The organism is Lentzea alba, assembly GCF_047445655.1.
GTDB lineage: Bacteria > Actinomycetota > Actinomycetes > Mycobacteriales > Pseudonocardiaceae > Lentzea > Lentzea alba_A.
In genome coordinates this window covers 74,502-100,171 of sequence record NZ_JAJAEG010000018.1, presented here as the reverse complement: position 1 = coordinate 100,171, position 25,670 = coordinate 74,502, and the positions used below count along the sequence as shown (strand labels likewise).

Sequence of the window (25,670 nt, the reverse complement as noted above, 5' to 3'; positions counted from 1 at the left end):
ATGGCGTGATCAGGGACGTTTATCTGAAGATGTGCCCGTGCCGCGACCTGCTGGACATGGTCGCGTCGAAGTGGACGGCTTTGGCGATCGGAGCGTTGGAGGACGGACCCAAGCGGTTCGGCGAGCTGAAGCGACGGTTGGACGGTGTCAGCCAGAAGATGCTCACCCAGACGTTGCGCACGTTGGAGCGCGATGGGCTCGTCACGCGCACGGTCTACCCAACGGTGCCGTTGCGCGTCGAGTACGAGCTGACCGCGTTGGGGCGCAGTGTCACCGAGCCGCTGGCCGCGCTGCGGTCGTGGGCGCAGCGGAACTACGAGTCCGTTGCCGAGGCGCGCGAGATCTTCGACAACGCCGAGCCCCTGGAGCCCGTCACGGCCCGGTGAGCACCCAACCGAGCGGGAACTCGTTGACCTCACCCTCACAGGCCGCGTCGAGCGCGTCGAAGTGGCGGCCCATCTGGTCGCGGGCGCAGCGGAAGAGCTGGGTGACCTCGCCCTCGGCGGGCTTGTGGATGAAGATGTAGCCGAGCAGACCGTGCTTGGGGTTGCCCTCGCAGTCGGGTTCCGTCGAGGTGAAGTAGTCGCCGGAGCCGCTGCTGTTCTTGCAGGCGAACAACGGACGGGTGCCGGGCTCCTGCGTTTCGGCGAGCCAGCCCGCCGGGCCGTCCAGCGCGGTGAACTGCGGCGGGCGGCTCACCAACGGCGAGGCGGTGAAGTACCACTTGCCGTCGTTCCACCTGGCCAGCGCCACCGTCTTGCGCTTGGGCTTCGGGGCCGGCTGCTGTGCCTGCGGGGTGGACTTCGGCGTGCTGGCCTGGCTGGACGGAGCCGAACTGGACGAGCTCGGAGCTGCCGAGCTGCTGCTCGTGGTCTCGCTGGGCGACGTCGTGGTGGTGGTCGTCGCGGCCGCGCCCTGCTGGGCGGCGGGGGTGACGGGTTGGTCGCTCGGCCGCACGACCAGGAACGTGACCAGCCCGATCACCGCGACGGCTGCGATGGCGGCGCTCGCGATCAGGCCGGTGCGGCGTCTCTTCGGCTCTTCGAAGTCGTCGCGGGTCGGCTGGGGCGTCACGTAGGTGGTGACGGGCTCGATGACGACCGTGCGTTCGGACGGAGACCCGAGCTGGGCCCTCATCTGGGCGGCGGTGAGGCGCTGGGCCGGGTTCTGGTGCAGCAGCCCCATGATCACAGTCGCGAGCGGGCCCCTCGCACGCCTGATGACCGGCTCTTCGTACATGATCGCGTGCATGGTCGCCGCGGTCGTCTCGCGCTGGAACGGCGAGTGGCCCTCGATCGCGTGGAACATTGTGGCGCCCAACGCCCACAGGTCGCTGGCGGGCGACGGTGGCTGGCCCGCGAAGAGCTCCGGGGCCATGTAGCCGGGCGAGCCCATGATGCCGCCGGTGGCCGTGAGACCGGGGTCGTCCATCACGCGGGCGATGCCGAAGTCGGTCAGCTTCACCGTGCCGTCCGCGGCGACCATGATGTTGCTGGGCTTGACGTCCCGGTGCACGATCCCGGCCGCGTGCGCCGCTTCGAGCGCGTTGAGGGTCTGCAGGCCGATGGCCGCGACCTCATCCTCGGTGAACGTCCTGCGCGCCATCAGGTCGGTCAGCGTCGGCGCCTCGACCAGTTCCATCACGATGTACGTGACGCCGTTGTCGGTGATCACGTCGTGGATCGCGACGACGTTCGGGCTGTTCAGGCGGCCTGCGGTGCGGGCCTCGCTGAGCACCCGTTCTGTTTCGGTGGTCCGCAGCTCCTTCAGCGCGACCCTGCGGCCGATGACCTGGTCCTCGGCCAGCCAGACCACGCCCATGCCACCGCGGCCGAGCTCGCGGATCGTGCGGTAGCGACCGGCGATCACGCGACGACCCACCCGTGCTGGAACTCCTTGGTGTACTGGGAACCCTCGCAGTTGGTGTGCACCGAGTCGAAGTGGTGGCCGCCCGCGTTGCAGCGGAAGAGCGGCAGCACGTTCACGTCCGCCGGCTTCGCGGTGAAGATGTAGCCGAGCGGGTTGGCGTCGTAGACGATCTGGCCTTCGCAGTTGGACGACGACGAGGTCATCCGGTCTTCCGAGTTCGGGATTTTGCAGCTGTACAACGGCTTCGTGTTCGGCTCCTGCTTCGCGAGGAGCTTGCCGAGGCCGCCGGTGTTCTCCTTGTTGAAGCCCGCCGGCACCGGCACGCGCGAGGTGCCGCTGTAGTGCCAGCCGCCGCCGTTGAGGTAGCGGGACAACGCGACGGTCTCCAGTGGTGGCTTGGGTTGCGTCGTGGTCGGCTGCGGCTGGTTCGGCTTCGTCTGGCTCTGACTGGGCTTCTGGCTGCTGCTCGCGGCCTGACTGGACGACGGCGCTGCGCTGCTGCTGGACGCCGCACTGCTCGAAGGCGCGCTGGAGGAGGTCTGCGACGTCGTCTCCGCGCTGGAACCCGGCCCCTGCTGCGCCGAGGCCGTGCCCGGAGTCTGCGGCTTGATCAGGAAGACGGCGGCGAGCGCGATCACGACGACGGCTGCCGCAGCGCCGGCGAAGACGCCGATCTTCTTGCGGGACTTGGGTTTCTCGTCGTCCCAGTCGTCACGAGTCGTCTGGGGCGCCACGTAGGTCGTGACAGGTTCGATGACCACGGTCCGTTCGGACTGCGTGGGCGTGACGACCTGGGTGCGTTCGGTCAGCCGTTCACGCAGCTGAGCGGCCGTGGGGCGCTGCAACTCGTCGTGCGTGAGCAACGCCATGATCGTGGCGGCGAGCGGCCCGCGACACCGGTCGAGAACCGGCTGGTCGTACATGATCGCGTGCATCGTCGCCGCGGTCGTGTCGCGCTGGAACGGCGAGCGCCCCTCGACGGCGTGGAACATGGTGGCGCCCAACGCCCACAGGTCGCTCGCCGGTGAAGGCTGCTTACCTGCGAACAGTTCCGGCGCCATGTACCCGGGCGAGCCCATGATCCCGCCGGTGGCCGTCAGCCCGGGGTCGTCCATAGCGCGGGCGATGCCGAAGTCGGCGAGCTTCACCCGTCCGTCGGCCGCGACCATGATGTTGCTGGGCTTGACGTCCCGGTGCACGATCCCCGCGGCGTGGGCGGCTTCGAGGGCGTTGAGGACCTGCAGGCCGATGTCGGAGACCTCGTCCTCGGTGAGCTGCCTGCGGGTCATGACCTCGGAGAGCGTCGGGGCCTCGACGAGCTCCATGACCAGGTACGTGACGCCGTCCTCGACGATGACGTCGTAGAGGCCGACGACGTTCGGGCTGTTCAGCCTCCCGGCCGTGCGCGCTTCGCGGAGCACGCGCTCGGTCTCGGTGGTCCGCAGCTCCTTGAGCGCGACCTGCCGCCCGATGACCCGGTCCTCGGCGAGCCAGACGACCCCCATGCCGCCCCGGCCGAGTTCTCTGATCGTCGCGTATCTGCCCGCGACCAGCCTCGTCGGTTCCCCCACGACGCCGCATGGTAGCCGCACGCGCGTATCGGCTGGTTTCCTGTCCGGTTCTGTCCGCTGACAGCGCGTGTCCGCTTCGCTACCGTTTCTATTGGTCTAGACCGCTTACCCTGTCTTCACGTCAGAGGCGGTCCTGTCATGTCCTTTGGTGTCTTGCTGGTGGCGTTGTCCCTGCTCAGCCCGATCGTGGACGACCTGCCCTCCGAGTTCCGCGCGCCTTCTTCTTCGATGTCCGTCCAGTCCGTCGTGTGCGACGGCGACGGCGTCAGCGGCAAACGCGTCCAGGCGGTCTACGTGCGCGGCGACCAGTCCGCAGACCGATACCCGCAGTTGGTCGGCCAGTTCCAGACGTTCGCCGACCAGATCGACAACACGTTCGTCGAGGCCGCTTCTCGCCTGGGCGGCGGCGTCCGGCACGTGCGCTTCGTGACACAGACCGACTGTCGCGCGAAGGTCGACAACGTTGTCGTACCGCAGTCCGCGATGTCCTCCCCTTCCTCGATCGCAGACCAGCTCGCCGCGCGCGGCTACAACCGAACCGACCGCAAGTACCTGTTCTGGCACGACTCCGGCGGCTGCGGCCTGGCGTGGGGCGCGCCGGGCGACGACCGCCCAGGCGCCGACAACGGCTACAACTCCGGACCTTCTTACGCCGCAGTGGGCACAGGCTGCTGGACGTGGCAGGCCAGCGCCCACGAACTGCTGCACACGCTGGGCGCCGTGCAACGTTCGGCGCCGCACGCCACCGCGTACGGCCACTGCTGGGACGACCAGGACATCATGTGTTACGACGACGGCGGCATTCCTTCTCCGCCGGGTGGCCTGGTGAACGTGTGCCCCGGCGCGCCGGAGAACCAGATCGACTGCGGCGGCGACGACTACTTCCACACCAATCCCGCTGCCGGCTCCTATCTGGCCACGCACTGGAACGTCGCGCGCAGCCAGTACCTGATCGGTTCGCCGGCCGGCGGCGGCGCGATCGTGGGAATCGGCGGGAAGTGCGTTGATGTCAACGGTTCCTCCACCGCCGACGGCACCGCCGTGCAGCTGTGGTCCTGCAACGCGAGCGGTGCACAGCAGTGGACGCGCGTCGGCGACACGTTGCGCGCCTTGGGGAAGTGCATGGACGTCAACGGCTCCGGCACCGCGAACGGAACCCTGGTGCAGCTGTGGGGTTGCAACGGCACGGGCGCCCAAGTGTGGTCCCGCGTCGGCACCACGCTGCGCAATCCCCAGTCCGGCAAGTGCCTCGACGCGTCCGGCAACTCCTCCGCCGACGGCACCCGGCTCGTGATCTGGACGTGCACGGGCGGCGCGAACCAGAACTGGCAGCTCTAGTTGTTCCGGCCCCCGCTCGCACCTGAGCGGGGGCCATTCTCGCCCTGTGAGGAACGCACCACTCCAGTAGCATCTGCCGGGACTCGACTGGGGGCGAAGAACAATGGCGACACCGAATTGGCCGGTACCGGTCGCGCCCCGAAAAGGACTCAGCGCAGGCTGGATCGTGGCCATCGTCCTCACCGCGATCGCACTCCTGGCCGGCGCGGCAATCGGTACAACCGCCTTCGTCCTGCACAAACGCGACGCCGGAACCTACACCGCCGACAAGCTTCCAACCTGCGACGACATCGCAGCCAAGGACAAGACCCTGCCGGCCACACGCTCGGACGAGGCCATCCCGACCGGCCACCGCTGCAGGTTCACCAACACCGCGACCGGCAAAGTCGTCGAGTTCCAACTCGCCATCAGCACCATCTCGGAACAACGCGCCGAATTCGACAAGTACCTCGAATCCGGCTATGTCCGGGCAAACGAAGGTCGCCCCGGCGAAGCATCGGCGTGGAAGCGCCACTACGGCTATTGCTCGCTCGTCGTCCTCGACAGCAACGCGACGTTCAAAATCGACCTCCGAGATCCCGCACTGGTGGACGATCCCGAAAGCCCCGTCGACCCCGAGTGGCTGTGCGAGACCTCGGTCCGCCTGATGTGGCTGGACTACTTCCTGCTCGCCAAGGGAGCCTGACAGCTCACCGCGTGCTCACCCGATGCTCGTCGCAGTACACGACATGCAGCCACTCCCAGTGCTGCCGCCCTTCGGTGATCTCGGCACAACAGTGCGTCCCGGGGCTCTCGTGCATGTGCCGCGGACACTCCTCAACGAGCTCCCGCAACTTGACTCCCCCGAACTCGAACGCGGGCCTGCTCCCGACCACGAACACGGTGTCCGCCACAACACTGCCCCGAAGCCGATCCCGGTTGTCCTTCCAGTGCAAGCGCTCGTAATCAAGCTCTCGCGAAAACCCTTGGCACACAACGGTGTGCGGCCTGGAGTCCCGAAGCTTGGCGCGCACTTCCTTCCACCGCGACAGCCGAAACCCGAGACTGTGGTGCAACAGCACCAGATCCAACGGCGGCCCTTCACCGCGGCGGCACTCGCAATCGCTCTGCCGCAACGGCAGGTACACCAACGTGCGCGGCGACCGCATCGCAAACGCCCAGGCCATGGCGATCTCCCGCGCGGCAGCCTTGTCCACGCACACTTCAACACCCAGGAAGCCCTCCTGGAGCGGCGCGTGCGCCAACGGCCGTGCAGGCTGCACGACCCGGTACTCGTCACGGCCGAGCCGCACGGTGCTGACGAGCGTGCGCCAGCGTTCCCCCTCAAGTCTCATCGCGGGGAACGCTAGTGGCCCGGCGTGGCTCCGGCGACAGATTTCAGCGCCGAGACCCACTCACAACGAATCCACACACCGTCCACAGCGGTACCGAACCATCCGCACATGGCACCCAGCAGACCATTCTCGATCTACCTGCTCAAACCGCAGTTCAACGCCACGAATGCGCTCGATACCGAGCACTCGCTCAAGCAGGTGGCGGCGGACAACCTGCCTGCCGGGGCGACTCTGCTGGTGCACGACGGTGCCCGACACTCCCCGTGGTGGAAGGAGTACTTCGGAGTCCGACGCGAGCTCAGCCAGTCGAGCAAGGGAGCGCTGGTGTTCCTCCCGGTCGGCGAACGCGACTTCGCGCTCTGCTTCGGTCATGTGTCGCACAACCTGAAAGACGAGGCGTACGAGTACGACTTCGGCATCAGGACCACGCTGAACTGCGCGGATCCGCACAAGCTCAAGAACACGGACACTTTGGAACCCGGTTCCGCACGTCGGCGACGTACCCAGCACGCGATCGAGACCGCACTCACCGACTTCGACTTCGACGCGGACAGCGCCGTCCTCAAGAGCATCACCGGCAAGGTGAAGGACGAACACGCGGACATCGTGAGGAACGCGACCGGCGCGAGCAACCTCAGGATCACCACACCCGTCCCGCCAGACGAGCTGACCAAACTCTGCGCCCGGCTGCTGGAGCTCTACGAAGACGACTCGTACCTGACCAGCTTCCCGGACGTTCAGAAGATCACGCCCGTCCGCGAGCCCGGTCAGATCACCGCCCTCAACGAGGCGCTCATGGCCGAGATCCACGCGCAAAGCGACAGCGTGCGCCTCGCGGTGCCCGACATGGTCGACTACGAGCACGACAACGACAGCCTGTACGCCGGCTTCAGCGAGGCGAGACGAAGCCTGCTCTACGCGGACGTGTCGATCGAGCACTACTACCAGCACCTGGCCGGAGCGAATCTCCGCGTGAACGATCTGACCGTCGAGCGGCTGAAAGCACAGCGGCTGCTGCTCATGAACGACCGTGGCGAGGTTCGGCGCAGCTACAGCATCTTCAAGTCACTTCTCTTCGACACGACGCTCGCGAAAGGCGGGGCGACCTACTACCTCAACGAGGGCAACTGGTACGAGGTCGACCGCTCGTACGTCGAGAGCCTGCAGAGCAGACTCGACCCGTACTGGTCGGACCTGCGGTTCTTGGACGACTGCCCCCATCACCTCGAGGGCGACTACAACGCCGCGGTGGGGACCAAAGCCGGCTTCGTCTGCCTCGACAAGACGAACGTGAGCCCAAAAGGACAGACCGGCATCGAGCCGTGTGACATCTACACCATCAACAACGGCCGCGCGACGCTGATCCACGTCAAGATCTCCACCGGGTCAAGCCTGCTGAGCCACCTGTTCAACCAGGGCGCCAACGCGGTCGAGCTGCTCAAGAGCGAGGACGACGCACCGGAACGCCTGATCTCCCGCATCAGGGAACGAGCCAACGACAAAAGCGACGTCGAGTCACTGGTGTCGGCTGTCCGAACCGGAAACTACGAGGTCGTCTTCGCGATCATCACCGGCAAGGACCCCACCAGGAAGTCGCTCAACCTGCCACTCTTCTCGCGCATCAGCCTGGCGCGCAACGTCAAGGCACTGGACCGCGTGATGAACGTTCCCGTCAGTTTCGGGTTCATCAAACACACAGCGCCGCCCAAGCCACCTAAGCCGAAAACCTGACAGTCGTCTGCCATGGTTCAACTGGCTGAGGTGATCAGCCCTCGGCCGCGAGCTGCCCACAGGCCGCCGCGATCTCCTGCCCACGAGTGTCACGCACGGTGCACTCGACACCCTGCTCACGGACCCGCCGCACGAACTCCCGCTCGACGGGCTTCGGCGACGCGTCCCACTTGCTGCCCGGAGTCGGGTTCAGCGGGATCAGGTTCACGTGCACGAGCTGCCCAAGATGCTTGCGCAGCTTCTTCCCGAGCAGATCCGCACGCCATCCCTGGTCGTTGATGTCCCGGATCAACGCGTACTCGATAGACACCCGCCGCCCGGTCTGGTCCGCGTACCCACGCGCGGCCTCCAACACCTCAGCGACGTCCCACCGCGTGTTCACCGGCACCAGGGTGTTGCGCAGCTCGTCGTCCGGCGTGTGCAACGACACCGCCAACCGAACCTGCAGCTTCTCCTCGGTCAGCTTCCGGATCGCCGGCACCAACCCCACCGTCGACACGGTGACCGTGCGCTGCGAGATGCCCAGCCCGTCCGGCGCGGGTGCCGTGATGCGGTGCACCGCCTCGATCACGCGCTTGTAGTTCGCGAGCGGCTCGCCCATGCCCATGAAGACGATGTTCGACAACCGGCCGGGGCCGCCCGGCAGCTCGCCGTCGCGCATCGCCGCGGCACCCAGCCGCACCTGGTCCACGATCTCCGCGGTCGACAGGTTGCGCTGCAGGCCGCCCTGGCCGGTCGCGCAGAACGGGCACGCCATGCCGCAGCCCGCCTGCGACGAGATGCACAGCGTCGCGCGGTCCGGGTAGCGCATCAGCACGGACTCGATGAGCGTGCCGTCGTGGGCGCGCAGCAGCGTCTTCGACGTCGTCCCCTCGTCACACGTGACCTTGCGCACGACCGAGAAGAGCGGCGGCATCAGGTCGGCCACGAGCTTGTCGCGCGAGTCGGCCGGGATGTCGGTCATCTCGGCCGGGTCGACGGTCAGGCGGCCGAAGTAGTGGTTCGACAGCTGCTTGGCGCGGAACGGCTTTTCACCGAGGGCCACAACGGCTTCGGCACGTTCAACAGGCGACAGGTCGACGAGGTGGCGCGGCGGCAGGCCGCGCTTGGGCGCGTCGAAGACAAGGGGGAGGGAGGTCATAGCACATCTAGTGTGCCACGAACTTCACCGACACATGACCGTTGCATCGCGATAGATTCCGATATATCGTTAGCGACATGATGATGAGACCACACCACAGAGAGCACCACCACAGGCATCGCCACGGGCCCTTCGGGGGCGGTGGCAGGGGCGGCCGCCAGAGGCGCGGCAACGTCCGGGCGGCGGTTCTGTCCTTGCTGGCAGAACGGCCGATGCACGGTTACGAGATCATTCAGGAGATCGCCAGGCGCACCGGCGGCGCGTGGAGCCCGAGCCCCGGCTCGGTCTACCCGACGCTGCAGATGCTCGCCGACGAAGGCCTCATCTCCTCGGCCGAGGAAGGAGGCAAGAAGCTGTTCACAGTCACCGATCACGGCAGGACGGAGCACACGGCCCCGCCCTGGCGCGACATCGACATCCAGCTCGACCCGGTCGACGGCGAGCTGCGGTCGGCGGTCCGGCTGCTCGGCAGCGCGATGGAGCAGATCTCCCACGCGGGCACGCCCGAGCAGAAGGCACGCGCCGTCGAGCTCTACAACGAGCTGCGGCGCAAGCTGTACGCCATCCTCGCCGAGGAGTGACCTACCACCGGTCGTGCACGTGCGGCCGGATCAGTTCGTCGTAAACAGCCGCGACCGCCTCGCCGTCCACCGGCTCCAGGGCTGCCGCACCCGAGTTCGCCGCGGCCTGGGAAACGTTGCGCGCACCGGGAATCACGACCGTGACCCCGGGCTGGTCGACGATCCACCTGAGCGCGAACTGCGCCATCGTCGCACCCTCCGGCACCAGCGGCCGGAGCCGTTCAACGGCCTCCAGCCCGACCTCGTACGGGACCCCGGAGAAGGTCTCGCCGACGTCGAACGCCTCACCGTTGCGGTTGTAGTTGCGGTGATCGTCCGCGCCGAAAGTCGTTGCCTTGTCGTACTTCCCGGTCAACAGACCGGATGCGAGCGGCACCCGCGCGATGATCGCCACCCCGGCCTCGGCAGCCGCGGGCAGCACCTCCTCGAGGGGCTTGAGCCGGAACGCGTTCAGGATGATCTGCACGCTGGCCACGTGCGGACGCCTGATCGCCGCCAGCGCCTCCTCCACCTTCTCCACCGACACGCCGTAGGCAGCAATCCGTTGCTGCTCAACCATTTCGTCCAAGGTGTCGAACACCTCGTCCCGGCTGTAGACCGGCGTGGGCGGACAGTGCAGCTGCACGAGGTCCAACGTGTCGACACCCAGATTGCGGCGGCTCCGGTCGTTCCACGCGAGGAAGTTCTCCCGGTTGTACCCCTCCGTGGTCTGCGCCGGCAGCCGCCGCCCCATCTTCGTGGCGACGAACACGTCGTCCTCACGCTCCTTGAGGAACTTCCCGACGAGCGTCTCACTGCGACCGTCGCCGTAGACGTCCGCGGTGTCGAGGAAGTCGACACCCGTGTCGGCGGCGGCGTGCAGCAGCGCGAGCGCCTCGCTCTCGTCCACCTCGCCCCAGTCCGCACCGAGCTGCCAGCAGCCCAGCCCCACGACGCCGACCTGGCGGTTCAACCTGCCTGCGATTCGCTTCTCCACGAACCAGAGCCTAGTCCCGATTCACACGATCAACCCTTTGGGCTTGCGCCGCACGTGCAACCGGTACCCGACGGGAAAGCTCAGCCCGTCAACGGAAGCAATGGCCCGTTCTGCCACCTTCTCCGAGAACTCGATGCGCAGCACGGATTCCAGGTCCGCTCGGCTGGCGAACCGCCACTCCGCCGTGACTCGGGTGAGCGAAAACCCGTTGTCCGCGAAGAACTTTTCCACCGCCGCCGGGTCGTAACGCGGTTCGTCGGCACACAACCACGGCCCGTACAGCGAAGCCGCCCCGTCGAGATCAACGATCGCCAGCGCGCCGCCCGGCCGCAGCACGCGGTCCGCCTCGCGCAGGCCCGGTTCACAGCCCGGCCCGAAGAAGTAGGCGGTGCGGGCGTGCACGAGGTCTGCGGAGGCGTCGTCGAGCGGCAGCCGTTGTGCGGGACCGGAAATGACGCGAACGTTCGACAACGAAGCCGTGCGGTTCTTGGCGCGCACGACGAGCGGCGGGTGCGGTTCGACGCCGGTGACGGACTTCGCGGTGCGCGCGAAGATCGGCAGGTGGAAGCCGTCGCCACAACCGATGTCCACAACGTCCAGATCGCTAAACGGACATTCTTCGCTTAACGCCGCCCAAATCGCGCCGTGGACGTCCTGCGCGCGGTTCTCGACCTCGTAGATGTCGGGCCAGTGCCAGATGTTCGGGCTGGGCACGACGTCGACTGGGCGCACCGCGTTCAACGCCGCCCGCACGAATCCCCTCACGAAGACACTGTAGGGCCTCGATTTGCCCGTGACCGTTCGAATTCGTCCAACTACGGCGTAGCGTGACCGCATCTTCCCCCTGCAGGAGGCGGCAGTGTCGATCGCACCCAACACGCCCCAGCTCGCACCGTTGCTCGCAGGAAGTCCGTGCTGGGTCGAGCGCACCGTCGACGACCTCAAGGGCGCGATCGAGTTCTACACCGGCCTGTTCGGCTGGCACTACGCCGACGACGCCGGCTACACCGTGGCGATGGTCGACGGCATCCCCGTCGCCGGACTACCGCAGGGCGAACCGGAAGCGTGGCGGTTGTACCTGGTCACGCCACACGCGCGGGCCACCGCGGAGAAGGCTTTCCACCTCGGCGGGTCGGTGCTGCGCAACCCCGAGGACGGCGCCGACCACACGCAGACCACCCTGATCAGCGACCCGACCGGGGCCGTCGTCGGGTTCCGGCACGTGCCGCCGGACTGGCGGTTCGGGACGGGCGGGCACGGCGCGTACGCGTGGGCCGAGCTGAACACCCGCGACGGCGCGGCGTCCGACGAGTTCTTCGGTGAGCTGTGCCACTACGACATCACGCAGATCGGCGACGGGCACCGGCTGGACTACGCGTCGTGGTCCGTCGAGGGCACCGAGGTGATCGGGCGGCAGAAGATGGGGCGCGAGTTCCCGTACGCCGAACGGTCGCACTGGATGGTCTACTTCAACGCCGCGCCGGAGATCGGCACGGACTCGGTGGCGTACCGGGTGCTGGAACTCGGCGGACGGGTGACCGTCGAGCCCTACGACACCCCGTTCGGACGCATCACCGTCGTCGAGGACCACGCGGGAATGGCGTTCTCGGTGATCGACCAGTCCCGCGTGATCGAGGCCGAACCGCGCATCGAGGCGGACGACCCGTACGACGACTAACGCGGCCAGTCGGTGGGGATGCAGCTGGGTAGCCGGTCGCTCGGGTAGAAACCGCTGTACCCCATGACAGTGTTCGGTTCTGGTTCCGCGAGCACCCAGGTAGTACCCGGCGGGAAGCGGTCCGGCCTGATCTTGACCCGGAGCTCCAGCGTAGAACCGGGAGCGGTGCCGGAGACCTGGAACAGGAACTGGATCGGGTCGTTCTCCATGTCCTGCAAGAGGACCGGCTCGCGAGAAACCTTGGGCGGGATGTCCGGGCAGCCGTCCCGCCGCGGCACCGCGATCACCGGGATCCCCCGCTCCCGGAGCGCGGCCGCGGCCGCGTAGACCTGCTCCACCTCCTTGATGGTCAGTGTCACGGAGCCGTCCGGGTTGTCGACCACGCCGTACGCGGGTGGAGTGCCGCCGAAGTAGGAAGGTGCGACCACCGCGCCGGTTCCCAACACTGCAGCAACTGCTGCTGCAGCCATCCAACGACCGGCATTCCTGCGTCGGTGCGTGACAACGTTCTTCACCAGCGCAGGGCCGTGGTCGCGTTCCAACTGGACCCAGAGGTTGTCCTCAAACTTGCTCATCAGCTCGTGCCTCCTGTTCGTCGTCGACGACCGCGCGGAGACGTGCCATGGCGCGATACAGCCGGGTGCGCATCGCTCCCTTGGGCACGCCGAGCGCTTCGGCCGCTTCCTTGGGCGCGAGACCACTGAGGTGGACGAGCTCGACGGCTTCCCGTTCGAGCTCCGGCAACTCCGCGAGCCGTTCCAGGAGCGCGCGACCGGGCCGTTCGGCGTCGATGCGGGCCTCCAGCTCGGCCAGTTCGTCGCGGCCCAGCTCACGCCGGCCACCCGCCTTGAGCACCAGAACACGGTTGCGCGCCTTGGTTTCGAGGTGCGCGGCGAACGTGTGCCTGGCGATGCCGAAGAGCCAGCTCGTGGGCGAGCCTCTGGAGGCGTTGAAGGTGTGGAACGACGTCATCGCACGGACGAAGGTGTCCGCGGTCAGGTCGGCCACGACCTGCGGTTCTGTGCAACGGCGCGCGAAGAACCGGGTGATCGCGCCGACGTGGTCGCGGTAGATCCGCTCGAACGCCGCCAGTGCCTCGTGGTCTCTCACAACCACTACTTGCGGCGTAGCGCGGAAACCGTCACACGAACAGGTGTAGCAGCAGCCACGAGGCGACGGCAGACGGCAGGAGCGAGTCCATGCGGTCCATGATCCCGCCGTGGCCGGGCAGCAGCGTGCCCATGTCCTTGATGCCGAGGTCGCGCTTGATCAGCGACTCGACCAGGTCGCCCGCCGTGGCCGTGACGACGAGTGCGGCGCCGAACAGCACGCCGTGCCACCACTGGCCGTCCAGCAGCGTGGTGACCGTGATCGCGCCACCGACCATGCCGGCGATCAGCGAACCTGCGAAGCCCTCCCAGGACTTCTTCGGGCTGATCGTCGGCGCCATCGGGTGCTTGCCGAGGAAGACACCGGCCGCGTAGCCGCCGACGTCGGACAGCACCACGCCGATGAGGAACGCGAACGCGCGGCCCGCACCGTCCTCGGGGACGACGAGCATGGCCGCGAACGCCGCCATCAGCGGCACGTACGCGACCGTGAACACGGAAGCGCTGAGGTCGCGCAGATAGCCGTCGGAACCGGCGCGGAACCGCCAGGCCATGCACACCAGGATGGTGATCACGAACGCCGTCGTGATGCCCGCGCGTTCCCACGGCCAGGACAACCAGATGATCGCCTGGCCACCGATCAACGCGGGCCACAACGCGACGTTGTAGTCCTTCTTCTTCAGCTCGGTCGCGAGTTCCCACGTCGCCACCGCCGCGGCTGCCGCGACGATGGCGATGAAGGTCTGCCGCACGGTCAGCAGCGACACGATGATCACGGCGCCGAGCCCGACGCCGACCAGGATCGCCGCGCGCAGGTCACGTCCCGCGCGCGACGGCTTCGACGCGGGCACCTCCGCGGGTCCGCCTGCCACCTGTGCTCCCATCACGACCTCCGCCCGGCCAGGGCAATCACGCCTGCGGCGCGACTCGGCCGGGCGAAACCATCAGGAACATCAGACTTCGAGAAGCTCGGCTTCCTTGTGCTTCACGAGCTCGTCGACCTGCGCGGTGTACTTGTGGGTCAGAGCGTCGAGCTCCTTCTCACCACGCGCGCCGTCGTCCTCGCCGACCTCGCCGTCCTTGACGAGGCGGTCGATCTCTTCCTTCGCCTTGCGGCGGACACCCCGGACGGAGACGCGCGCGTCCTCGCCCTTCTGCTTCGCGACCTTCACCATCTCCCGGCGGCGCTCCTCGGAGAGCTGCGGGATGACGACGCGGATGATGTTGCCGTCGTTGCCGGGGTTGACGCCCAGGTCGGAGTCGCGGATCGCCTTCTCGATGGCGTTCAGCTGGCTCGCGTCGTACGGCTTGACGACCGCCATGCGCGCCTCGGGAACCGAGATGCTCGCCATCTGGTTCAGCGGCGTCGGCGCTCCGTAGTAGTCGACGTGGATGCGGTTGAACATCGAGGGAGTCGCACGACCGGTCCGAACGGAGGCGAGGTTCTCCTTCGCCACCGAAACCGCCTTTTCCATCTTCTCCTCGGCGTCGAGGAGGGTCTCGTCGATCACGACTGCTCCTTGCTCTGCGTGTGCTTCTTCCCGGTTCCGGTCAGATCCCAGCAGGTCTAGAAGGCCGGGCGGCCACCGGGGGTGCTGACCAGAGTTCCGATCTTCTCACCACGCACCGCGCGCGCGATGTTCCCCTCGGTGAGGAGGTTGAAGACGAGGATCGGCATGTTGTTGTCCATGCAGAGGCTGAAGGCCGTGGCATCGGCGACGTTGAGGCCGCGCTCCAGCACCTCGCGGTGGGTGATGTTGTCGAACATCAACGCGTCGGGGTCGATCTTGGGGTCGGCCGTGTAGACGCCGTCGACGGCCTTGGCCATCAGGACGATCTCGCAGCCGATCTCCAACGCGCGCTGGGCGGCGGTCGTGTCGGTGGAGAAGTACGGCAGGCCGGCGCCGCCACCGAAGATCACGACGCGCTCCTTCTCGAGGTGGCGCATCGCCCGGCGGGGGATGTAGGACTCGGCGACCTGCGTCATCTGGATGGAGGTCTGCACGCGCGTGTCGATGCCGTGCTCCCGCTCGAGGAAGTCCTGCAGCGCCAGGCAGTTCATGACCGTGCCGAGCATGCCCATGTAGTCGGCACGCGAGCGGTCCATGCCGCGTTGCTGCAGCTCCGACCCGCGGAAGAAGTTGCCACCACCGATCACGACGGCCACCTGCACGCCGGACTTGTGGACGGCCGCGATCTGCCGGGCGACTGTCTGGACCACGTCGGGATCAACGCCGACGCCACCGCCGCCGAACATCTCGCCACCGAGCTTGAGCATCACCCGGTTGTAGCCGTGGCTACCTTCTTCGCTCACAGGTCCTCTCCTCGCGCCTTTGGGAGCAGTCGTGGTCCGAACATGCTGAGGGCGGGGTCGCCGTTGTGCCGCAACCCCGCCCTCACCGCAATCAGCTCTGGCCGACCTCGAACCGGGCGAAACGGGTGACCGTCACGCCGGCCTCGTCCAGCAGGGCCTTGACCGTCTTCTTGCTGTCCGTCACGGAAGCCTGCTCCAGGAGCACGACGTCCTTGAAGAAGCCGTTGACGCGACCCTCGACGATCTTGGGGAGCGCGCCCTCGGGCTTGCCCTCCTCGCGAGCGGTCTCCTCGGCGATGCGGCGCTCGTTCGCGACGAGCTCCTCCGGGACGTCGTCACGGGTGACGAACTTCGGACGCATCGCGGCGATCTGCATCGCGGCGCCCTTGGCGGCCTCGGCGTTGTCACCGGTGTACTCGACCAGCACGCCGACGGCGGGCGGCAGGTCAGCGGCGCGCTTGTGCAGGTAGACCGAGACGGTGCCGTCGTAGTCGACGGCCTTCGCCAGCTCCAGCTTCTCGCCGATCTTGGCGGAGAACTCCTGGACCAGCGCGTCCACGGTCTTGCCGTCGACCTCGACGGCCTTGAGGGCCTCGACGTCGGCGACCTTGTTGGCCTTGGCGAGCGCGACGATGTCGTCGGCCAGGGCGATGAAGTCGGCGTTCTTGGCCACGAAGTCGGTCTCGCAGCGCAGCTCGACCATCGCGCCGTCCTTGACGGCGACGAGGCCGTTGGACGTGGTGCGCTCGGCGCGCTTGCCGACGTCCTTGGCGCCCTTGATGCGCAGGATCTCGACGGCCTTGTCGAAGTCGCCGTCAGCCTCGTCCAGCGCCTTCTTGCAGTCCATCATGCCGGCGGCGGTCAGCTCGCGGAGCTTCTTGACGTCCGCGGTGGTGTAGTTCGCCATCGTGTTCCTTCTGCGATGTACGCGCTTGAGTCACGCGGCGCCCGCTGGTGTGCGGGCGCCGCGTGGGGGAGATCAGGACTGGACGGGCTGCTCGGCCGGGGCCTCGGCCGTGGTGTTGGTCAGGAGCTCCTGCTCCCACTCCGCCAGCGGCTCGTCAGCGGCGACCTCGGGCTTGTCCTGGCCCTCGGCGGCGTCGCGGCGGGCACCGGAGCGCTGCATGAGACCGGCGGCGGCGGCCTCGGCCACGACCTTGGTCAGCAGGGCGGCGGAACGGATCGCGTCGTCGTTGCCCGGAATCGGGTAGTCGACCTCGTCCGGGTCGCAGTTCGTGTCGAGGATCGCCACGATCGGGATGTTCAGCTTGCGAGCCTCACCGACCGCGATGTGCTCCTTCTTGGTGTCCACGATCCACACGGCGCTGGGCACCTTGGACATGTCGCGGATACCGCCGAGCGTGCGCTCCAGCTTGTCCTTCTCGCGGTTCATCATCAGGATTTCCTTCTTGGTGAAACCCTGGAAGCCGCCGGTCTGCTCCATCGACTCCAGCTCCTTGAGCCGCTGAAGCCTCTTGTGGACCGTCGAGAAGTTGGTGAGCATGCCGCCCAGCCAGCGCTGGTTCACGTAGGGCATGCCGACGCGGAGCGCCTCGTTGGCGATGGCCTCCTGCGCCTGCTTCTTGGTGCCGATGAACAGGATCGACCCGCCGTGCGCGACCGTCTCCTTGACGAACTCGAAAGCCCTGTCAATGTAGGTCAGCGTCTGCTGCAGGTCGATGATGTAGATGCCGTTGCGCTCGGTGAAGATGTAGCGCTTCATCTTCGGGTTCCAGCGCCGCGTCTGGTGCCCGAAGTGCACGCCGCTGTCGAGCAGCTGCTTCATGGTTACGACGGCCATGGCCGGTTCGCACCTCATCTGTAGGACGCTTTGGGGGCGTCGTTCGGTTGACGCTCCGAGCCGGTGGCCCGAAGCCCTGGTGCCTATGCCGCCGCCCGCACCCGCGGAGGACTTCTCCACCGTCAGGACCGTCAGACGTCGTGACTCGACCTGGCTGGGATCAGCTGGTCGGATCTGCGTTGGCACGCGAAGTCGCCCCGCGATAGACGGGACGCGCCCAAAAGTCTACCCCCCACCCCCGACAAACCCCGAATCGCCCTCGCCCCACGCCCGGCAGTTGTCCACAACCGGCGAGTAATCCACAGCTCCACCATCACCGCTGGTCCCCGGGGTACCCCTTACCCGACCGTATGACCCATGCCCCTCCTCCCCACAGCCCTGCTGCTCACAACCCTGCTGGCTCCCTCACCCGCCCGCTTCTCCTGGCCGCTGCCGCCTCCGCACCCGGTAGTGCGCGCGTTCCAGGCCCCGGCCTCCCCGTTCGGTCCAGGCCATCGCGGCGTGGACCTGTCAGCAGCCGCCGGCACCACAGTCCTGGCCGCCCGCGACGGCGTGGTCGTCTACGCAGGCGCCGTAGCCGCTCGCACGCTGGTGTCCGTCCAGCACAGCAACGGCCTGCGAACGACCTACGAACCAGTGACACCCACCGTCACGCCCGGCCACGCCGTACGCCGCGGCGAAGTGCTCGGCCACCTCCAACCGGGCCACTGCCCCTCCCCGTGCCTGCACTGGGGCGTCCGCCGAGGCCACGAGTACCTCGACCCGCTACGCCTCGTCTCGTGGGGCCGAGTCCGCCTGCTACCGCTGCCCTCCACAGCACCCTCACGCGGCGGCTAGCCACCCGCCCCAGCGCCGTCTCGCGGGCAACTAGCCACCCATCCCTGCGCGCCGTCTCGCGGCCAGTGCCCAACCGTCTCTGCGCCGTCTCGCGGCCAGTAGCCACCCATCCCTGCGCCGCCTCGCGGCGGCTAACCACCGGTTCCTCCGCTGCGCCGCCCAGCAGCGGCTAGCGACGAACTCTTCTCCTGTGCCGTCTCCCAGCGGCCAGCGACCCACACCCCAGCTAGGTCGACCTCCCAGCGGCCAGCGACCCACACCTCCGCCGGACCCGCCTCCAGCGCCCCACACCTCCGCTAGGCCCGCCTCGCAGCAACCAGCGCCCCACACTCCCGTTGCGCCGCCTCACCGCAGCCAGCGGCTCACACACCCGCTGCGCCGCCTCACCGCGGCCAGCCATTCACACCTCCGCTGCGCCGGCGGACTTCCGGCCCGCCCGCAGCGGCTCGATCGGGCGTCCTTCCCGCCGCTCCCCTCACGGCGGTTGACGGCGACGCGTCCCCGTTGCGCGTCGCGGGCGCCCGACAGGCGCCGGGAGGCGGTAGTGCCCGCCAGCCACCGCCTCCCGGCCCACCTGTCCCCAGCCGACCCCCAGCCGACCCCCAGCCCACCTGACCTCAGCCGACCGCCGCACTACCCCTGCTGACCACCAGCGGCCGCGTCCTGCCCTTCCAGCCCACGACCTCCCGGCCCACCTGTCCTCAGCCGACCGCGACCACGCCCGCAGTTTCCCGACGAGCGACCTGGTTCCCGCCCAGCCCGCGCGCCAACGGCCGCCTGCTGCCTCTCCGGCCGCCTCGCCGCCCACATCCATCCCGGAGTCGGTGATTCGTCGGCACGGGCAGGCGGCGTCCTTGAAGCAGCTCCGACACCCCACGCCCCGCCCTCCAGCCGCCCACGCCCATCCCAGAGTCACTGACTCGACGACACGAGCACGCGCGGCGTCCTTGAAGCAGCTCCAACACCCACGCCCCGCCCTGCCGACCGCCCACGTCCACCCCCGAATCGCTGACCCAACGGCACGGGCACGCGATGTGCTTGGAGCGGCCCCAACACCCCACTTCCCTGGCTCCCGCCGTCCACATCCATCCCGGAGTCGGCGACTCGACAGGACGGGTACGCGGCGTGCTTGGAGCGGCTCCAACACCCACCCGTTCGAGTGAATTAGCCCTGGCAAGCGACGGAAAGAGGTTTGACGGCCATGTTCCGGAGGCTCGACGGCCTCGGCAGCGCACCGCGGCGGCGTGGCGGTGCGGGCGTGCGGCAGCCCGGCGCTCGCCGGGTTGCGGGTGAGGGAGGAGGCGCGGTCAGGCCTCGGACTGCTCGTTGAGCTTGGTGCGCAGGCGCAGGACGGCGCGGGTGTGCAGCTGGCAGACCCTGGACTCGGTGACGCCGAGGACCTTGCCGATCTCGGCGAGGGTCAGGTTCTCGAAGTAGTAGAGGGTCACGACCACACGGTCGCGTTCTGCCAGCTGGGCTATCGCGTCGGCCAGCTGACGGCGGCTGTCCTGGTCGACGAGTGATGCCACCGGGTCTTCGGCGGCGTCGTCGGGCAGCGACTCGGCCAGGGAGGAGCCGCCCTTGTTCGGGGCGATCAGCTCGTCCAGGGCTACGACGCTGGTGAGCTGGAGCTGGCCGTAGAGCTCGCGGAGCTCGGCCAGGCCGATCTTGAGCTCTGCGGCGAGCTCGCGGTCGGTGGGCGTGCGCTGCAGCTTGGCGCCGAGGCGTTCCAGGGCTCGCTCGACGTCGCGGGCGCGGCTGCGGACCGAGCGCGGCACCCAGTCCTGAGAGCGCAGGTCGTCGAGGATCGCGCCGCGGATGCGCTGCATGGCGTAGGTCTCGAACTTGAGGCCGCGTTCCGGCTCGAACTTCTCGATCGCGTCGACCAGGCCGAAGATGCCGGACTGGATCAGGTCGGCCACGTCCACGTGGGCGGGCAGGCCCGTGCCGACGCGGCCGGCGACGTACTTGACCAGCGGTGCGTAGTGCAGCACCAGGCGGTCGCGCTGGCCCTGGTCGTGGGACTCGCCGTAGCTGCGCCACAACGCGACGATGCCGGCCTCGACGTCGTCACCGGACCTGGCGTCCGCGCGCGTCACCGCGGCCTGGACGGCAGTCGGAACGGCCGCGGGCGTGCCGTTGACATGCGTGTCCACACCGGGCTCGGAGGTCGACCCGGTGCTCGCCTCGGCGTGCGGCGCGCCGTTCTGACGGTGCCCGTTGCTCGCCTGCTTCGAAGCTGGTGCGGGCACGACGGGATCAGGGGGCACGGTCGCCGTACGCGATCCTCCCCCTGCGGCGTCAGGAACGGGGGTGGGTTCGGTCATGGATCGCCTTCAGCCGTTCGACAGTGACGTGTGTGTAAAGCTGAGTCGTTGCGAGCGTAGCGTGACCAAGCAGTTCTTGGACGGTGCGCAGGTCCGCTCCTCCTTCCAGCAAATGGGTCGCAGCGGAGTGGCGCAACCCGTGCGGCCCGATGTCCGGCGCATCCGGTACCACGGCGACGACCTCGTGCACCAGCCTGCGAACGGCCCGCTGGTTCAGCCGGCCGCCACGGGCACCGAGGAACAGCGCCGCTGGCGAATCCGGTGCTACCAGGGCGTTTCGCCCCTCGTCCAGCCACCGCCGCAGCGCTCGCTCGGCCGGCACGCCGAACGGCGTGCTGCGCTCGCGTCCACCTTTGCCCAGAACTCGAATCACCCTTAGGGAGTAGTCCACGTCGTCGAGATCAAGACCACAGAGTTCGGCCACGCGGATACCTGTGGCGTACAGCAACTCCACCACGGCCTGATCACGCAGCGCAACCGGATCGCCCTGGGACGCGCCAGAGGATACGGCGTCCATCGCGTCCTTCGCCTGGTCCGCGCGCAACACGGACGGCAACGTCCGGTGCGGTCGCGGAGCAGCCAGCCGCGGCCCCGGATCTGCGGCCAAATGGCTCGCACGGTGCGCCCAAGCGGTGAACGTGCGCGCAGCCGCAGCCCTTCTCGCAAGTGTTGTGCGACTGGCACCTGCGGTGCGTTGCGCGGCAAGCCACGACCGCAAACTCGTCAGGTCGATACCGCTCACGTCGGCGTTTTCCGGGTTATTCCCCGCGACATGTCCAAGTAGCGCAACCGCATCTCCGATGTAAGCGCGCACGGTGTGCGGAGAGAGATCGCGCTCCAACTTCAGGTGCCGTTCGTACTGCCGCAACACGTCTTCAACGCACGCCGGCAGTTTTTCGCGCAGGCGAACGAGATCGACACGGCGTGTCCGACCATGCGGCGGCGGGGACATAGGCCAAGACGCTGCGCCAGTCGGGGCGTTTGGTCAAGTATCGCCACACCCTCGCGCCAGTTGAGAGCGCTCTCATGATCGCAAACGCGATAACGTTTCAACTCCCTGTGACGACCAGGGGTTTGGTGGCACGCACAGATCACCTTTCGGAGTAGCGATGGCAGCCAGCACCACCGTCCGAACAGCCGATGAGTTGGCCCGCCGGGTCGTGCGGAAGATCGCTCCCGAGGAGCTTCCTTCGTTCGACATCGTCGCAGCTCCCTACCTGGAGAGCCCCGAACCGGCCGAGCGCAGGCTGCGCCAGGCCCACGACGACCCGCTGGGCTTCGGCCTGGGCGACATCATCGCGATGGCCACCCCCGTGATCGCCCTCGTGTCCGGCAGCGTGATCACCGCGGTCTCCGACAGCCTGGGCAAGGCGGTGCACGACAGCACCGCGGGGGCCGTGCGCAAGGCGTGGCGCAAGATCCGCCGCAAGCCCCAGGAACCGCTCGAACTGCCCTCGACGCCGCTCACCAGGGAACAACTGGCCGAAGTGCGCCAGATCGCCCTGGAACGCGCGCTCTCCCTCGGCATGAAGCAGCAGAAGGCCGAAGCGCTCGCCGACGCGGTGGTCGCCGCCCTCGTGCTGCGCGACAACAACCCGGACACCGACGACGACATCAGACGCGAGGCCGGTGACACACCCAGATGACGGAAGCGAAGCCGCAGGTCAACCCCAGGGCACTACCGTCCGAGATGATCCTCCTGCTTCTCCTCCTCGCAGCGGCGGTGCTGCTGAACGCCTTCTTTCTCGCGAACTGGCTGGCCACGCTCGAAGGCGGCGGTTTCCTGAACCTGGTGCCGAAGCTGCAGATGCTCCTCGCGCCAGGCCTCGTCGCGTACTTCGTCATCACGCGGGTGCGCACCCGCGGCTCGGTACCACTCGCCACCACCGGGCTGCGCGACGCCAGCAAGGCGGTCACCGATCTCATCCTCGAGGTGCACCCACCACGCCGCACCGACATCCGGCTCGGCAAACACCTCGGCGCTCGCGCCTACGTCACCGGCATGCCGGCCAAACCTGTCATCGCGCTCGGCCCGGAACTGCTCGCCCTGCACGCAATGCCTGGCGAGCGCAGGGCCGTGTTCGACGCCGTGGTGCGCCACGAACTCGCCCACGTGCACGCGGGTGACCTGTGGTGGTACCAACTCGCCACGGTCTTGCGCGCGTGCAACGTCACCACAGGGCTCTTCGCGCTGTTCATCCTGTGGCTCGATCTCTCGGTCGACAAGAGCACGCCCGCCGTCTTCGCCGTGAGCACGCTTCGCCTGGTCGCCCTGGTACTTCTCGCCGAGCTGATCGCGCGCGCGTTCCTGCGCGCCCGTGAGCACGCCGCCGACCTGCACGCCGCCCAGTTCGGAGTGGAAGGCCTGTTGGCGGCCGTCCGGTCCCACGAGACCGAGCAGACCCGCTCGGTCGTGCGCGCCTGGCTGCGCCGCCATCCCGGGTCGGACGAACGTTCCCAGGCACTCACGAATCCCGTGCGACTGCTGGCCTCACCTATCGGTCAGGTCTTCCTCGGCGCCACGGCAGCGGGCATCGGTCTGGTGACGTTGCAGGACCTCCTTCTCAGCGGCGGCCCTGGCGACAGGTCGACCCCGGTCATCACAGCCGTGCTGATCGGCATTCCACTGACCCTGTTCACGGCGTTCGGACTGTGGCGCGGCACCTGGCAGGAAGACCGCAACCGCTTGCGCCCACTGCTGACCGCGGCCGCGTTGTTCGGCGGGCTGGTGATCGGTAGCCACCTGCCGCTCTACACCCGCATCTTCAACGAGTCCCCGATCGGCATCCCGATCACGCCGTCCACGCTCCTCGCACTCGCCCTGGGCAGCGCCGGCCTGTGCTGGTGGCTCGACGCGTTGGGCACCTCGTGGCGCCACACCGACCCGACCGCGGACCGCGTACCGACGTTCCTGAAGTACGCCGTGCCGTCGGCCGCCCTGGTCGGCGGCTGGCTGTTCGCCGTGCTCTGGACCTGGTCAGCCCGCCTGCGCGGCGTCTACCTCGCCTGCCCGACCGAGGAAGCCCAGGGCGTTCCGATCTGCCAGTCGTCGACCCAGCAGTCCGACATCGCCCTCGCCGTCGCCAAGGACTTCGGCTTCACCTTCTGGTCGATCGTCACGGTGCTGACGGTCGCGGCAACCCTCGCCATCCCGCACCACCTCCGCACCCGAACGCTCCGGCCGGCAGCGCTCACGGCGGTGGCGGCACTTGTGGTGCTGGCAGGACTGTGGACAACCGGCTCGTCCGCGCCACGCGATCGAGCCCGCGCCGAGTTCCGTCCGGTGCTGGACACCTCCTCTCCTGAAGCACTGGGAATCGCGAAGCGAGAACGACAGAGCACCAACCGCACCACACAACAGGAAGCCCTGGCAGCACACGACTGCACGGAACCAGACCCGTTGCGCGGCAAGGCAGACCCAGCTCTTCCGCTGGTGACGTGCGCCGCCGACGCCAGCGAGAAGTTCGTACTGGCCCCAACCGTCATGTCCACAGTGGACATCGCCGACGCCGAGGCTTCCCGAACCGCGACGGGCTACGCGATCCGGATCGAGCTCACCGCCGAGGGCCGGCAACGCTGGGAAGACCTCACCAAGGCGAACGTGGGCAAGCGAATCGCGTTCCTGGTCAACGACGAACTGCTCACGGCCCCCGAGATCATGCAACCCCTGACCGGCAAGTCGATAGAGCTACCGGCACCGTTCACCAGCCTCGACCAGGCGGAGGCGGTCGCGGAGTCCATCCGAGGCACCTGATCACCGCACCTCCAGCCGCTGCCAGCCCTCGTCGACCGCCAAAGCGAGCCCAGCCAGCTCCAACTCGGGCAACAACGCCCGCACCCGCTCCAACGGCACCCCGGACTCGACCGACACGACCTCGTCACTGACCCCGCACCGCAGGCCCAACGCCTCGTAGACCCGCATGGCCTCCCCCTGCGGCGCCCCGAGCGCGCTCTCCTTCTCGGCCGGCTCGGTGGCGAGGTCGTCGCCGAACCGCCCGACCGACTCCACGATCTCGGCCACCGAACTGACCGAAACCGCCTGCCCGTCCCGCAACAACTCGTGACACCCGACCGAACTGACCGACGTCACCGGCCCAGGCACCACCATCAACTGCCGCCCCAAGGCCAACGTGATCGCGGCCGTGTTCTTGGCCCCACTGCGCCGCCCGGCTTCCACAACAACAGTGCCCATCCCCAACGCCGCGATGAGCCGGTTGCGAGTGAGAAACCGATGCCGTGCCGGCGTGCCCTGGGGCGGATATTCGCTGACTACCAACCCTTCCCGCGCGATCTTGCCCAGCAACCCCTGGTGGCCGGCGGGATAGGCGATGTCGGCCCCACAGGCCAAAACCGCGATCGTCAAGCCGCCGGCCCCGAGCGCACCCCGGTGAGCAGCGCCGTCAATCCCATACGCCGCACCGGAAACGACAGTCACCCCAGCCGCCGCAAGCCCATACGCGAACTCAGCCGCAACGTGCTCGCCGTACCCGCTGGCGGCCCGGGACCCCACGATCGCCACCGCCTTCTCCGTGACCTCAGCCAGGTCGTGCGGCCCACGCACCCACAGCGCCAACGGCTCACAACCACCGCACCGCCGCCCGTGCTGGTCCAGCGCGACGAACGGCCACCGCGGCCACTCGTCGTCCTCCGGAATCACCAACCGCCCACCGCGCTGCGCAATCAGCGCGAGGTCTTCCTCAGCCCGCTCCGTCGCTCGCCGCGCCGAGGTCTGGCTCGCAACGTCGTTCGAGACCTCGCCTGTGCGCACGAGTTCCGCCGCCTGCACGGGCCCGAGCTGTGCGACCAGGCCCGCGAGCGCGAACGGGTAGGGCTCCGCGACTCGGGACAGGTACGCCCTGGCCAGGCGTACCTCGTCCGTTGGGGCGGCGGTCATCGGAACCACCACCAGGGCAGCCATCGGTGCCAGGGATTGGGCGGCCACGCGTTCGGAGGGCTGATTCCTGGCGACGGTCGGCGGACTGTGCAGGGCAGGCGGAGCAGCGCCGGAACCGTTGCGGCTGCGGCGAAGTCGGGGATGAGGAGTGGGGTCATGGTTGGCTCCT

At 68.1% G+C, this 25,670-nt stretch carries 25 protein-coding genes; 9 read left to right on the top strand and 16 right to left on the bottom strand.

Annotated elements, in window-relative coordinates; all coding sequences use genetic code 11:
* Nucleotides 1-29: 29 nt before the first annotated feature.
* Nucleotides 30-386: a winged helix-turn-helix transcriptional regulator gene (locus tag LFM09_RS28650; RefSeq protein WP_414099774.1), complete on the top strand. Its 357-nt coding sequence runs from the start codon at nt 30-32 to the stop codon at nt 384-386.
* On the opposite strand, the gene LFM09_RS28645 is transcribed toward LFM09_RS28650, so the two are convergent.
* Complete coding sequence (locus tag LFM09_RS28645; protein WP_414099665.1) at nt 373-1,881, bottom strand: serine/threonine-protein kinase; 1,509 nt, start codon at nt 1,879-1,881, stop codon at nt 373-375. The genes LFM09_RS28650 and LFM09_RS28645 overlap by 14 nt on opposite strands.
* Complete coding sequence (locus LFM09_RS28640) at nt 1,866-3,440, bottom strand: serine/threonine-protein kinase (RefSeq protein WP_414099664.1); 1,575 nt, start codon at nt 3,438-3,440, stop codon at nt 1,866-1,868. Before LFM09_RS28640 ends, LFM09_RS28645 begins: the two co-directional genes overlap by 16 nt.
* A gap of 138 nt (nt 3,441-3,578) precedes the next feature.
* Between LFM09_RS28640 and LFM09_RS28635 the strand changes: the two genes are divergently transcribed.
* Together LFM09_RS28635 and LFM09_RS28630 are read left to right on the top strand one after the other, a co-directional pair.
* Complete coding sequence (locus LFM09_RS28635; protein WP_414099663.1) at nt 3,579-4,778, top strand: ricin-type beta-trefoil lectin domain protein; 1,200 nt, start codon at nt 3,579-3,581, stop codon at nt 4,776-4,778.
* 166 nt (nt 4,779-4,944) lie between these two features.
* A complete protein-coding gene (locus LFM09_RS28630) occupies nt 4,945-5,463 on the top strand; it encodes a hypothetical protein (RefSeq protein WP_414099662.1) in 519 nt (172 codons plus the stop codon).
* 4 nt (nt 5,464-5,467) lie between these two features.
* On the opposite strand, the gene LFM09_RS28625 is transcribed toward LFM09_RS28630, so the two are convergent.
* Nucleotides 5,468-6,112, bottom strand: a complete 645-nt coding sequence (locus tag LFM09_RS28625) for a hypothetical protein (RefSeq protein ID WP_414099661.1) — start codon at nt 6,110-6,112, stop codon at nt 5,468-5,470.
* Nucleotides 6,113-6,220: 108 nt separating this feature from the next.
* On the opposite strand from LFM09_RS28625, the gene LFM09_RS28620 reads away from it, so the two are divergent.
* Nucleotides 6,221-7,843, top strand: a complete 1,623-nt coding sequence (locus LFM09_RS28620) for a DUF6119 family protein (RefSeq protein ID WP_414099660.1) — start codon at nt 6,221-6,223, stop codon at nt 7,841-7,843.
* Nucleotides 7,844-7,877: 34 nt separating this feature from the next.
* On the opposite strand, the gene rlmN is transcribed toward LFM09_RS28620, so the two are convergent.
* Nucleotides 7,878-8,984, bottom strand: coding sequence for a 23S rRNA (adenine(2503)-C(2))-methyltransferase RlmN (rlmN, locus tag LFM09_RS28615; RefSeq protein ID WP_414099659.1), 1,107 nt, complete (start codon nt 8,982-8,984; stop codon nt 7,878-7,880).
* Between the two features lie 194 nt (nt 8,985-9,178).
* On the opposite strand from rlmN, the gene LFM09_RS28610 reads away from it, so the two are divergent.
* A complete protein-coding gene (locus LFM09_RS28610) occupies nt 9,179-9,565 on the top strand; it encodes a PadR family transcriptional regulator (RefSeq protein ID WP_414099658.1) in 387 nt (128 codons plus the stop codon).
* Between the two features lies 1 nt (nt 9,566).
* Here the strand turns inward: LFM09_RS28610 and LFM09_RS28605 are convergent, their stop codons facing one another.
* Nucleotides 9,567-10,541 carry an aldo/keto reductase gene (locus LFM09_RS28605; RefSeq protein WP_414099657.1) on the bottom strand — a complete coding sequence of 325 codons (975 nt, stop codon included), beginning with the start codon at nt 10,539-10,541 and terminating at the stop codon, nt 9,567-9,569.
* A gap of 21 nt (nt 10,542-10,562) precedes the next feature.
* Nucleotides 10,563-11,306: a class I SAM-dependent methyltransferase gene (locus LFM09_RS28600; RefSeq protein ID WP_414099656.1), complete on the bottom strand. Its 744-nt coding sequence runs from the start codon at nt 11,304-11,306 to the stop codon at nt 10,563-10,565.
* Nucleotides 11,307-11,400: 94 nt separating this feature from the next.
* On the opposite strand from LFM09_RS28600, the gene LFM09_RS28595 reads away from it, so the two are divergent.
* Nucleotides 11,401-12,219, top strand: a complete 819-nt coding sequence (locus LFM09_RS28595; protein ID WP_414099655.1) for a VOC family protein — start codon at nt 11,401-11,403, stop codon at nt 12,217-12,219.
* On the opposite strand, the gene LFM09_RS28590 is transcribed toward LFM09_RS28595, so the two are convergent.
* The 7 genes from LFM09_RS28590 to rpsB form a co-directional block, all read right to left on the bottom strand.
* The gene (locus LFM09_RS28590; protein WP_414099654.1) at nt 12,216-12,794 is read right to left on the bottom strand and encodes a hypothetical protein; all 579 of its coding nucleotides are present in this window, start codon (nt 12,792-12,794) and stop codon (nt 12,216-12,218) included. The genes LFM09_RS28595 and LFM09_RS28590 overlap by 4 nt on opposite strands.
* Nucleotides 12,781-13,329 carry an RNA polymerase sigma factor gene (locus LFM09_RS28585; RefSeq protein WP_414099653.1) on the bottom strand — a complete coding sequence of 183 codons (549 nt, stop codon included), beginning with the start codon at nt 13,327-13,329 and terminating at the stop codon, nt 12,781-12,783. The genes LFM09_RS28590 and LFM09_RS28585 overlap by 14 nt, the downstream gene beginning before the upstream one ends.
* 31 nt (nt 13,330-13,360) lie before the next feature.
* Nucleotides 13,361-14,212, bottom strand: a complete 852-nt coding sequence (locus tag LFM09_RS28580) for a phosphatidate cytidylyltransferase (protein WP_414099652.1) — start codon at nt 14,210-14,212, stop codon at nt 13,361-13,363.
* A 69-nt stretch (nt 14,213-14,281) separates the two neighbouring features.
* On the bottom strand, nt 14,282-14,839 hold the full coding sequence (gene frr, locus LFM09_RS28575) for a ribosome recycling factor (RefSeq protein WP_414099651.1): 558 nt from the start codon (nt 14,837-14,839) through the stop codon (nt 14,282-14,284).
* 56 nt (nt 14,840-14,895) lie between these two features.
* Nucleotides 14,896-15,606, bottom strand: a complete 711-nt coding sequence (gene pyrH / locus LFM09_RS28570; RefSeq protein WP_414099773.1) for a UMP kinase — start codon at nt 15,604-15,606, stop codon at nt 14,896-14,898.
* Between the two features lie 127 nt (nt 15,607-15,733).
* Nucleotides 15,734-16,549, bottom strand: coding sequence for a translation elongation factor Ts (gene tsf, locus LFM09_RS28565; protein WP_414099650.1), 816 nt, complete (start codon nt 16,547-16,549; stop codon nt 15,734-15,736).
* A gap of 72 nt (nt 16,550-16,621) precedes the next feature.
* Nucleotides 16,622-17,443 carry a 30S ribosomal protein S2 gene (gene rpsB, locus LFM09_RS28560; protein ID WP_112261862.1) on the bottom strand — a complete coding sequence of 274 codons (822 nt, stop codon included), beginning with the start codon at nt 17,441-17,443 and terminating at the stop codon, nt 16,622-16,624.
* Nucleotides 17,444-17,800: 357 nt separating this feature from the next.
* On the opposite strand from rpsB, the gene LFM09_RS28555 reads away from it, so the two are divergent.
* Nucleotides 17,801-18,280, top strand: a complete 480-nt coding sequence (locus LFM09_RS28555; protein WP_414099649.1) for a M23 family metallopeptidase — start codon at nt 17,801-17,803, stop codon at nt 18,278-18,280.
* A gap of 1,307 nt (nt 18,281-19,587) precedes the next feature.
* Here the strand turns inward: LFM09_RS28555 and LFM09_RS28550 are convergent.
* Entirely contained in the window at nt 19,588-20,607 is a 1,020-nt protein-coding gene (locus tag LFM09_RS28550; protein ID WP_414099648.1) for a FliA/WhiG family RNA polymerase sigma factor, read from the bottom strand.
* A complete protein-coding gene (locus tag LFM09_RS28545) occupies nt 20,582-21,559 on the bottom strand; it encodes a tyrosine recombinase XerC (protein ID WP_414099647.1) in 978 nt (325 codons plus the stop codon). Before LFM09_RS28545 ends, LFM09_RS28550 begins: the two co-directional genes overlap by 26 nt.
* Nucleotides 21,560-21,716: 157 nt before the next feature.
* Between LFM09_RS28545 and LFM09_RS28540 the strand changes: the two genes are divergently transcribed.
* Nucleotides 21,717-22,253: a hypothetical protein gene (locus tag LFM09_RS28540; protein WP_414099646.1), complete on the top strand. Its 537-nt coding sequence runs from the start codon at nt 21,717-21,719 to the stop codon at nt 22,251-22,253.
* A gap of 44 nt (nt 22,254-22,297) precedes the next feature.
* On the top strand, nt 22,298-24,361 hold the full coding sequence (locus LFM09_RS28535; RefSeq protein ID WP_414099645.1) for a SecDF P1 head subdomain-containing protein: 2,064 nt from the start codon (nt 22,298-22,300) through the stop codon (nt 24,359-24,361).
* Here LFM09_RS28535 and dprA read toward each other — a convergent pair whose 3' ends face one another.
* On the bottom strand, nt 24,362-25,501 hold the full coding sequence (gene dprA / locus LFM09_RS28530) for a DNA-processing protein DprA (protein ID WP_414099644.1): 1,140 nt from the start codon (nt 25,499-25,501) through the stop codon (nt 24,362-24,364).
* Between the last annotated feature and the right edge of the window lie 169 nt (nt 25,502-25,670).

What these genes read in the sequence shown, in the direction of transcription:
- LFM09_RS28650 (WP_414099774.1), top strand. Translation starts at nt 30, where the DNA reads ATGTGCCCGTGCCGCGACCTGCTGGACATGGTCGCGTCGAAGTGGACG.
- LFM09_RS28635 (WP_414099663.1), top strand. Translation starts at nt 3,579, where the DNA reads ATGTCCTTTGGTGTCTTGCTGGTGGCGTTGTCCCTGCTCAGCCCGATC.
- LFM09_RS28625 (WP_414099661.1), bottom strand. Translation starts at nt 6,112, where the DNA reads ATGAGACTTGAGGGGGAACGCTGGCGCACGCTCGTCAGCACCGTGCGG.
- LFM09_RS28620 (WP_414099660.1), top strand. Translation starts at nt 6,221, where the DNA reads ATGGCACCCAGCAGACCATTCTCGATCTACCTGCTCAAACCGCAGTTC.
- rlmN (WP_414099659.1), bottom strand. Translation starts at nt 8,984, where the DNA reads ATGACCTCCCTCCCCCTTGTCTTCGACGCGCCCAAGCGCGGCCTGCCG.
- LFM09_RS28590 (WP_414099654.1), bottom strand. Translation starts at nt 12,794, where the DNA reads ATGAGCAAGTTTGAGGACAACCTCTGGGTCCAGTTGGAACGCGACCAC.
- LFM09_RS28580 (WP_414099652.1), bottom strand. Translation starts at nt 14,212, where the DNA reads ATGGGAGCACAGGTGGCAGGCGGACCCGCGGAGGTGCCCGCGTCGAAG.
- pyrH (WP_414099773.1), bottom strand. Translation starts at nt 15,606, where the DNA reads ATGCTCAAGCTCGGTGGCGAGATGTTCGGCGGCGGTGGCGTCGGCGTT.
- tsf (WP_414099650.1), bottom strand. Translation starts at nt 16,549, where the DNA reads ATGGCGAACTACACCACCGCGGACGTCAAGAAGCTCCGCGAGCTGACC.
- rpsB (WP_112261862.1), bottom strand. Translation starts at nt 17,443, where the DNA reads ATGGCCGTCGTAACCATGAAGCAGCTGCTCGACAGCGGCGTGCACTTC.
- LFM09_RS28555 (WP_414099649.1), top strand. Translation starts at nt 17,801, where the DNA reads ATGCCCCTCCTCCCCACAGCCCTGCTGCTCACAACCCTGCTGGCTCCC.
- LFM09_RS28550 (WP_414099648.1), bottom strand. Translation starts at nt 20,607, where the DNA reads ATGACCGAACCCACCCCCGTTCCTGACGCCGCAGGGGGAGGATCGCGT.
- LFM09_RS28545 (WP_414099647.1), bottom strand. Translation starts at nt 21,559, where the DNA reads ATGTCCCCGCCGCCGCATGGTCGGACACGCCGTGTCGATCTCGTTCGC.
- LFM09_RS28540 (WP_414099646.1), top strand. Translation starts at nt 21,717, where the DNA reads ATGGCAGCCAGCACCACCGTCCGAACAGCCGATGAGTTGGCCCGCCGG.
- LFM09_RS28535 (WP_414099645.1), top strand. Translation starts at nt 22,298, where the DNA reads ATGATCCTCCTGCTTCTCCTCCTCGCAGCGGCGGTGCTGCTGAACGCC.
- dprA (WP_414099644.1), bottom strand. Translation starts at nt 25,501, where the DNA reads ATGACCGCCGCCCCAACGGACGAGGTACGCCTGGCCAGGGCGTACCTG.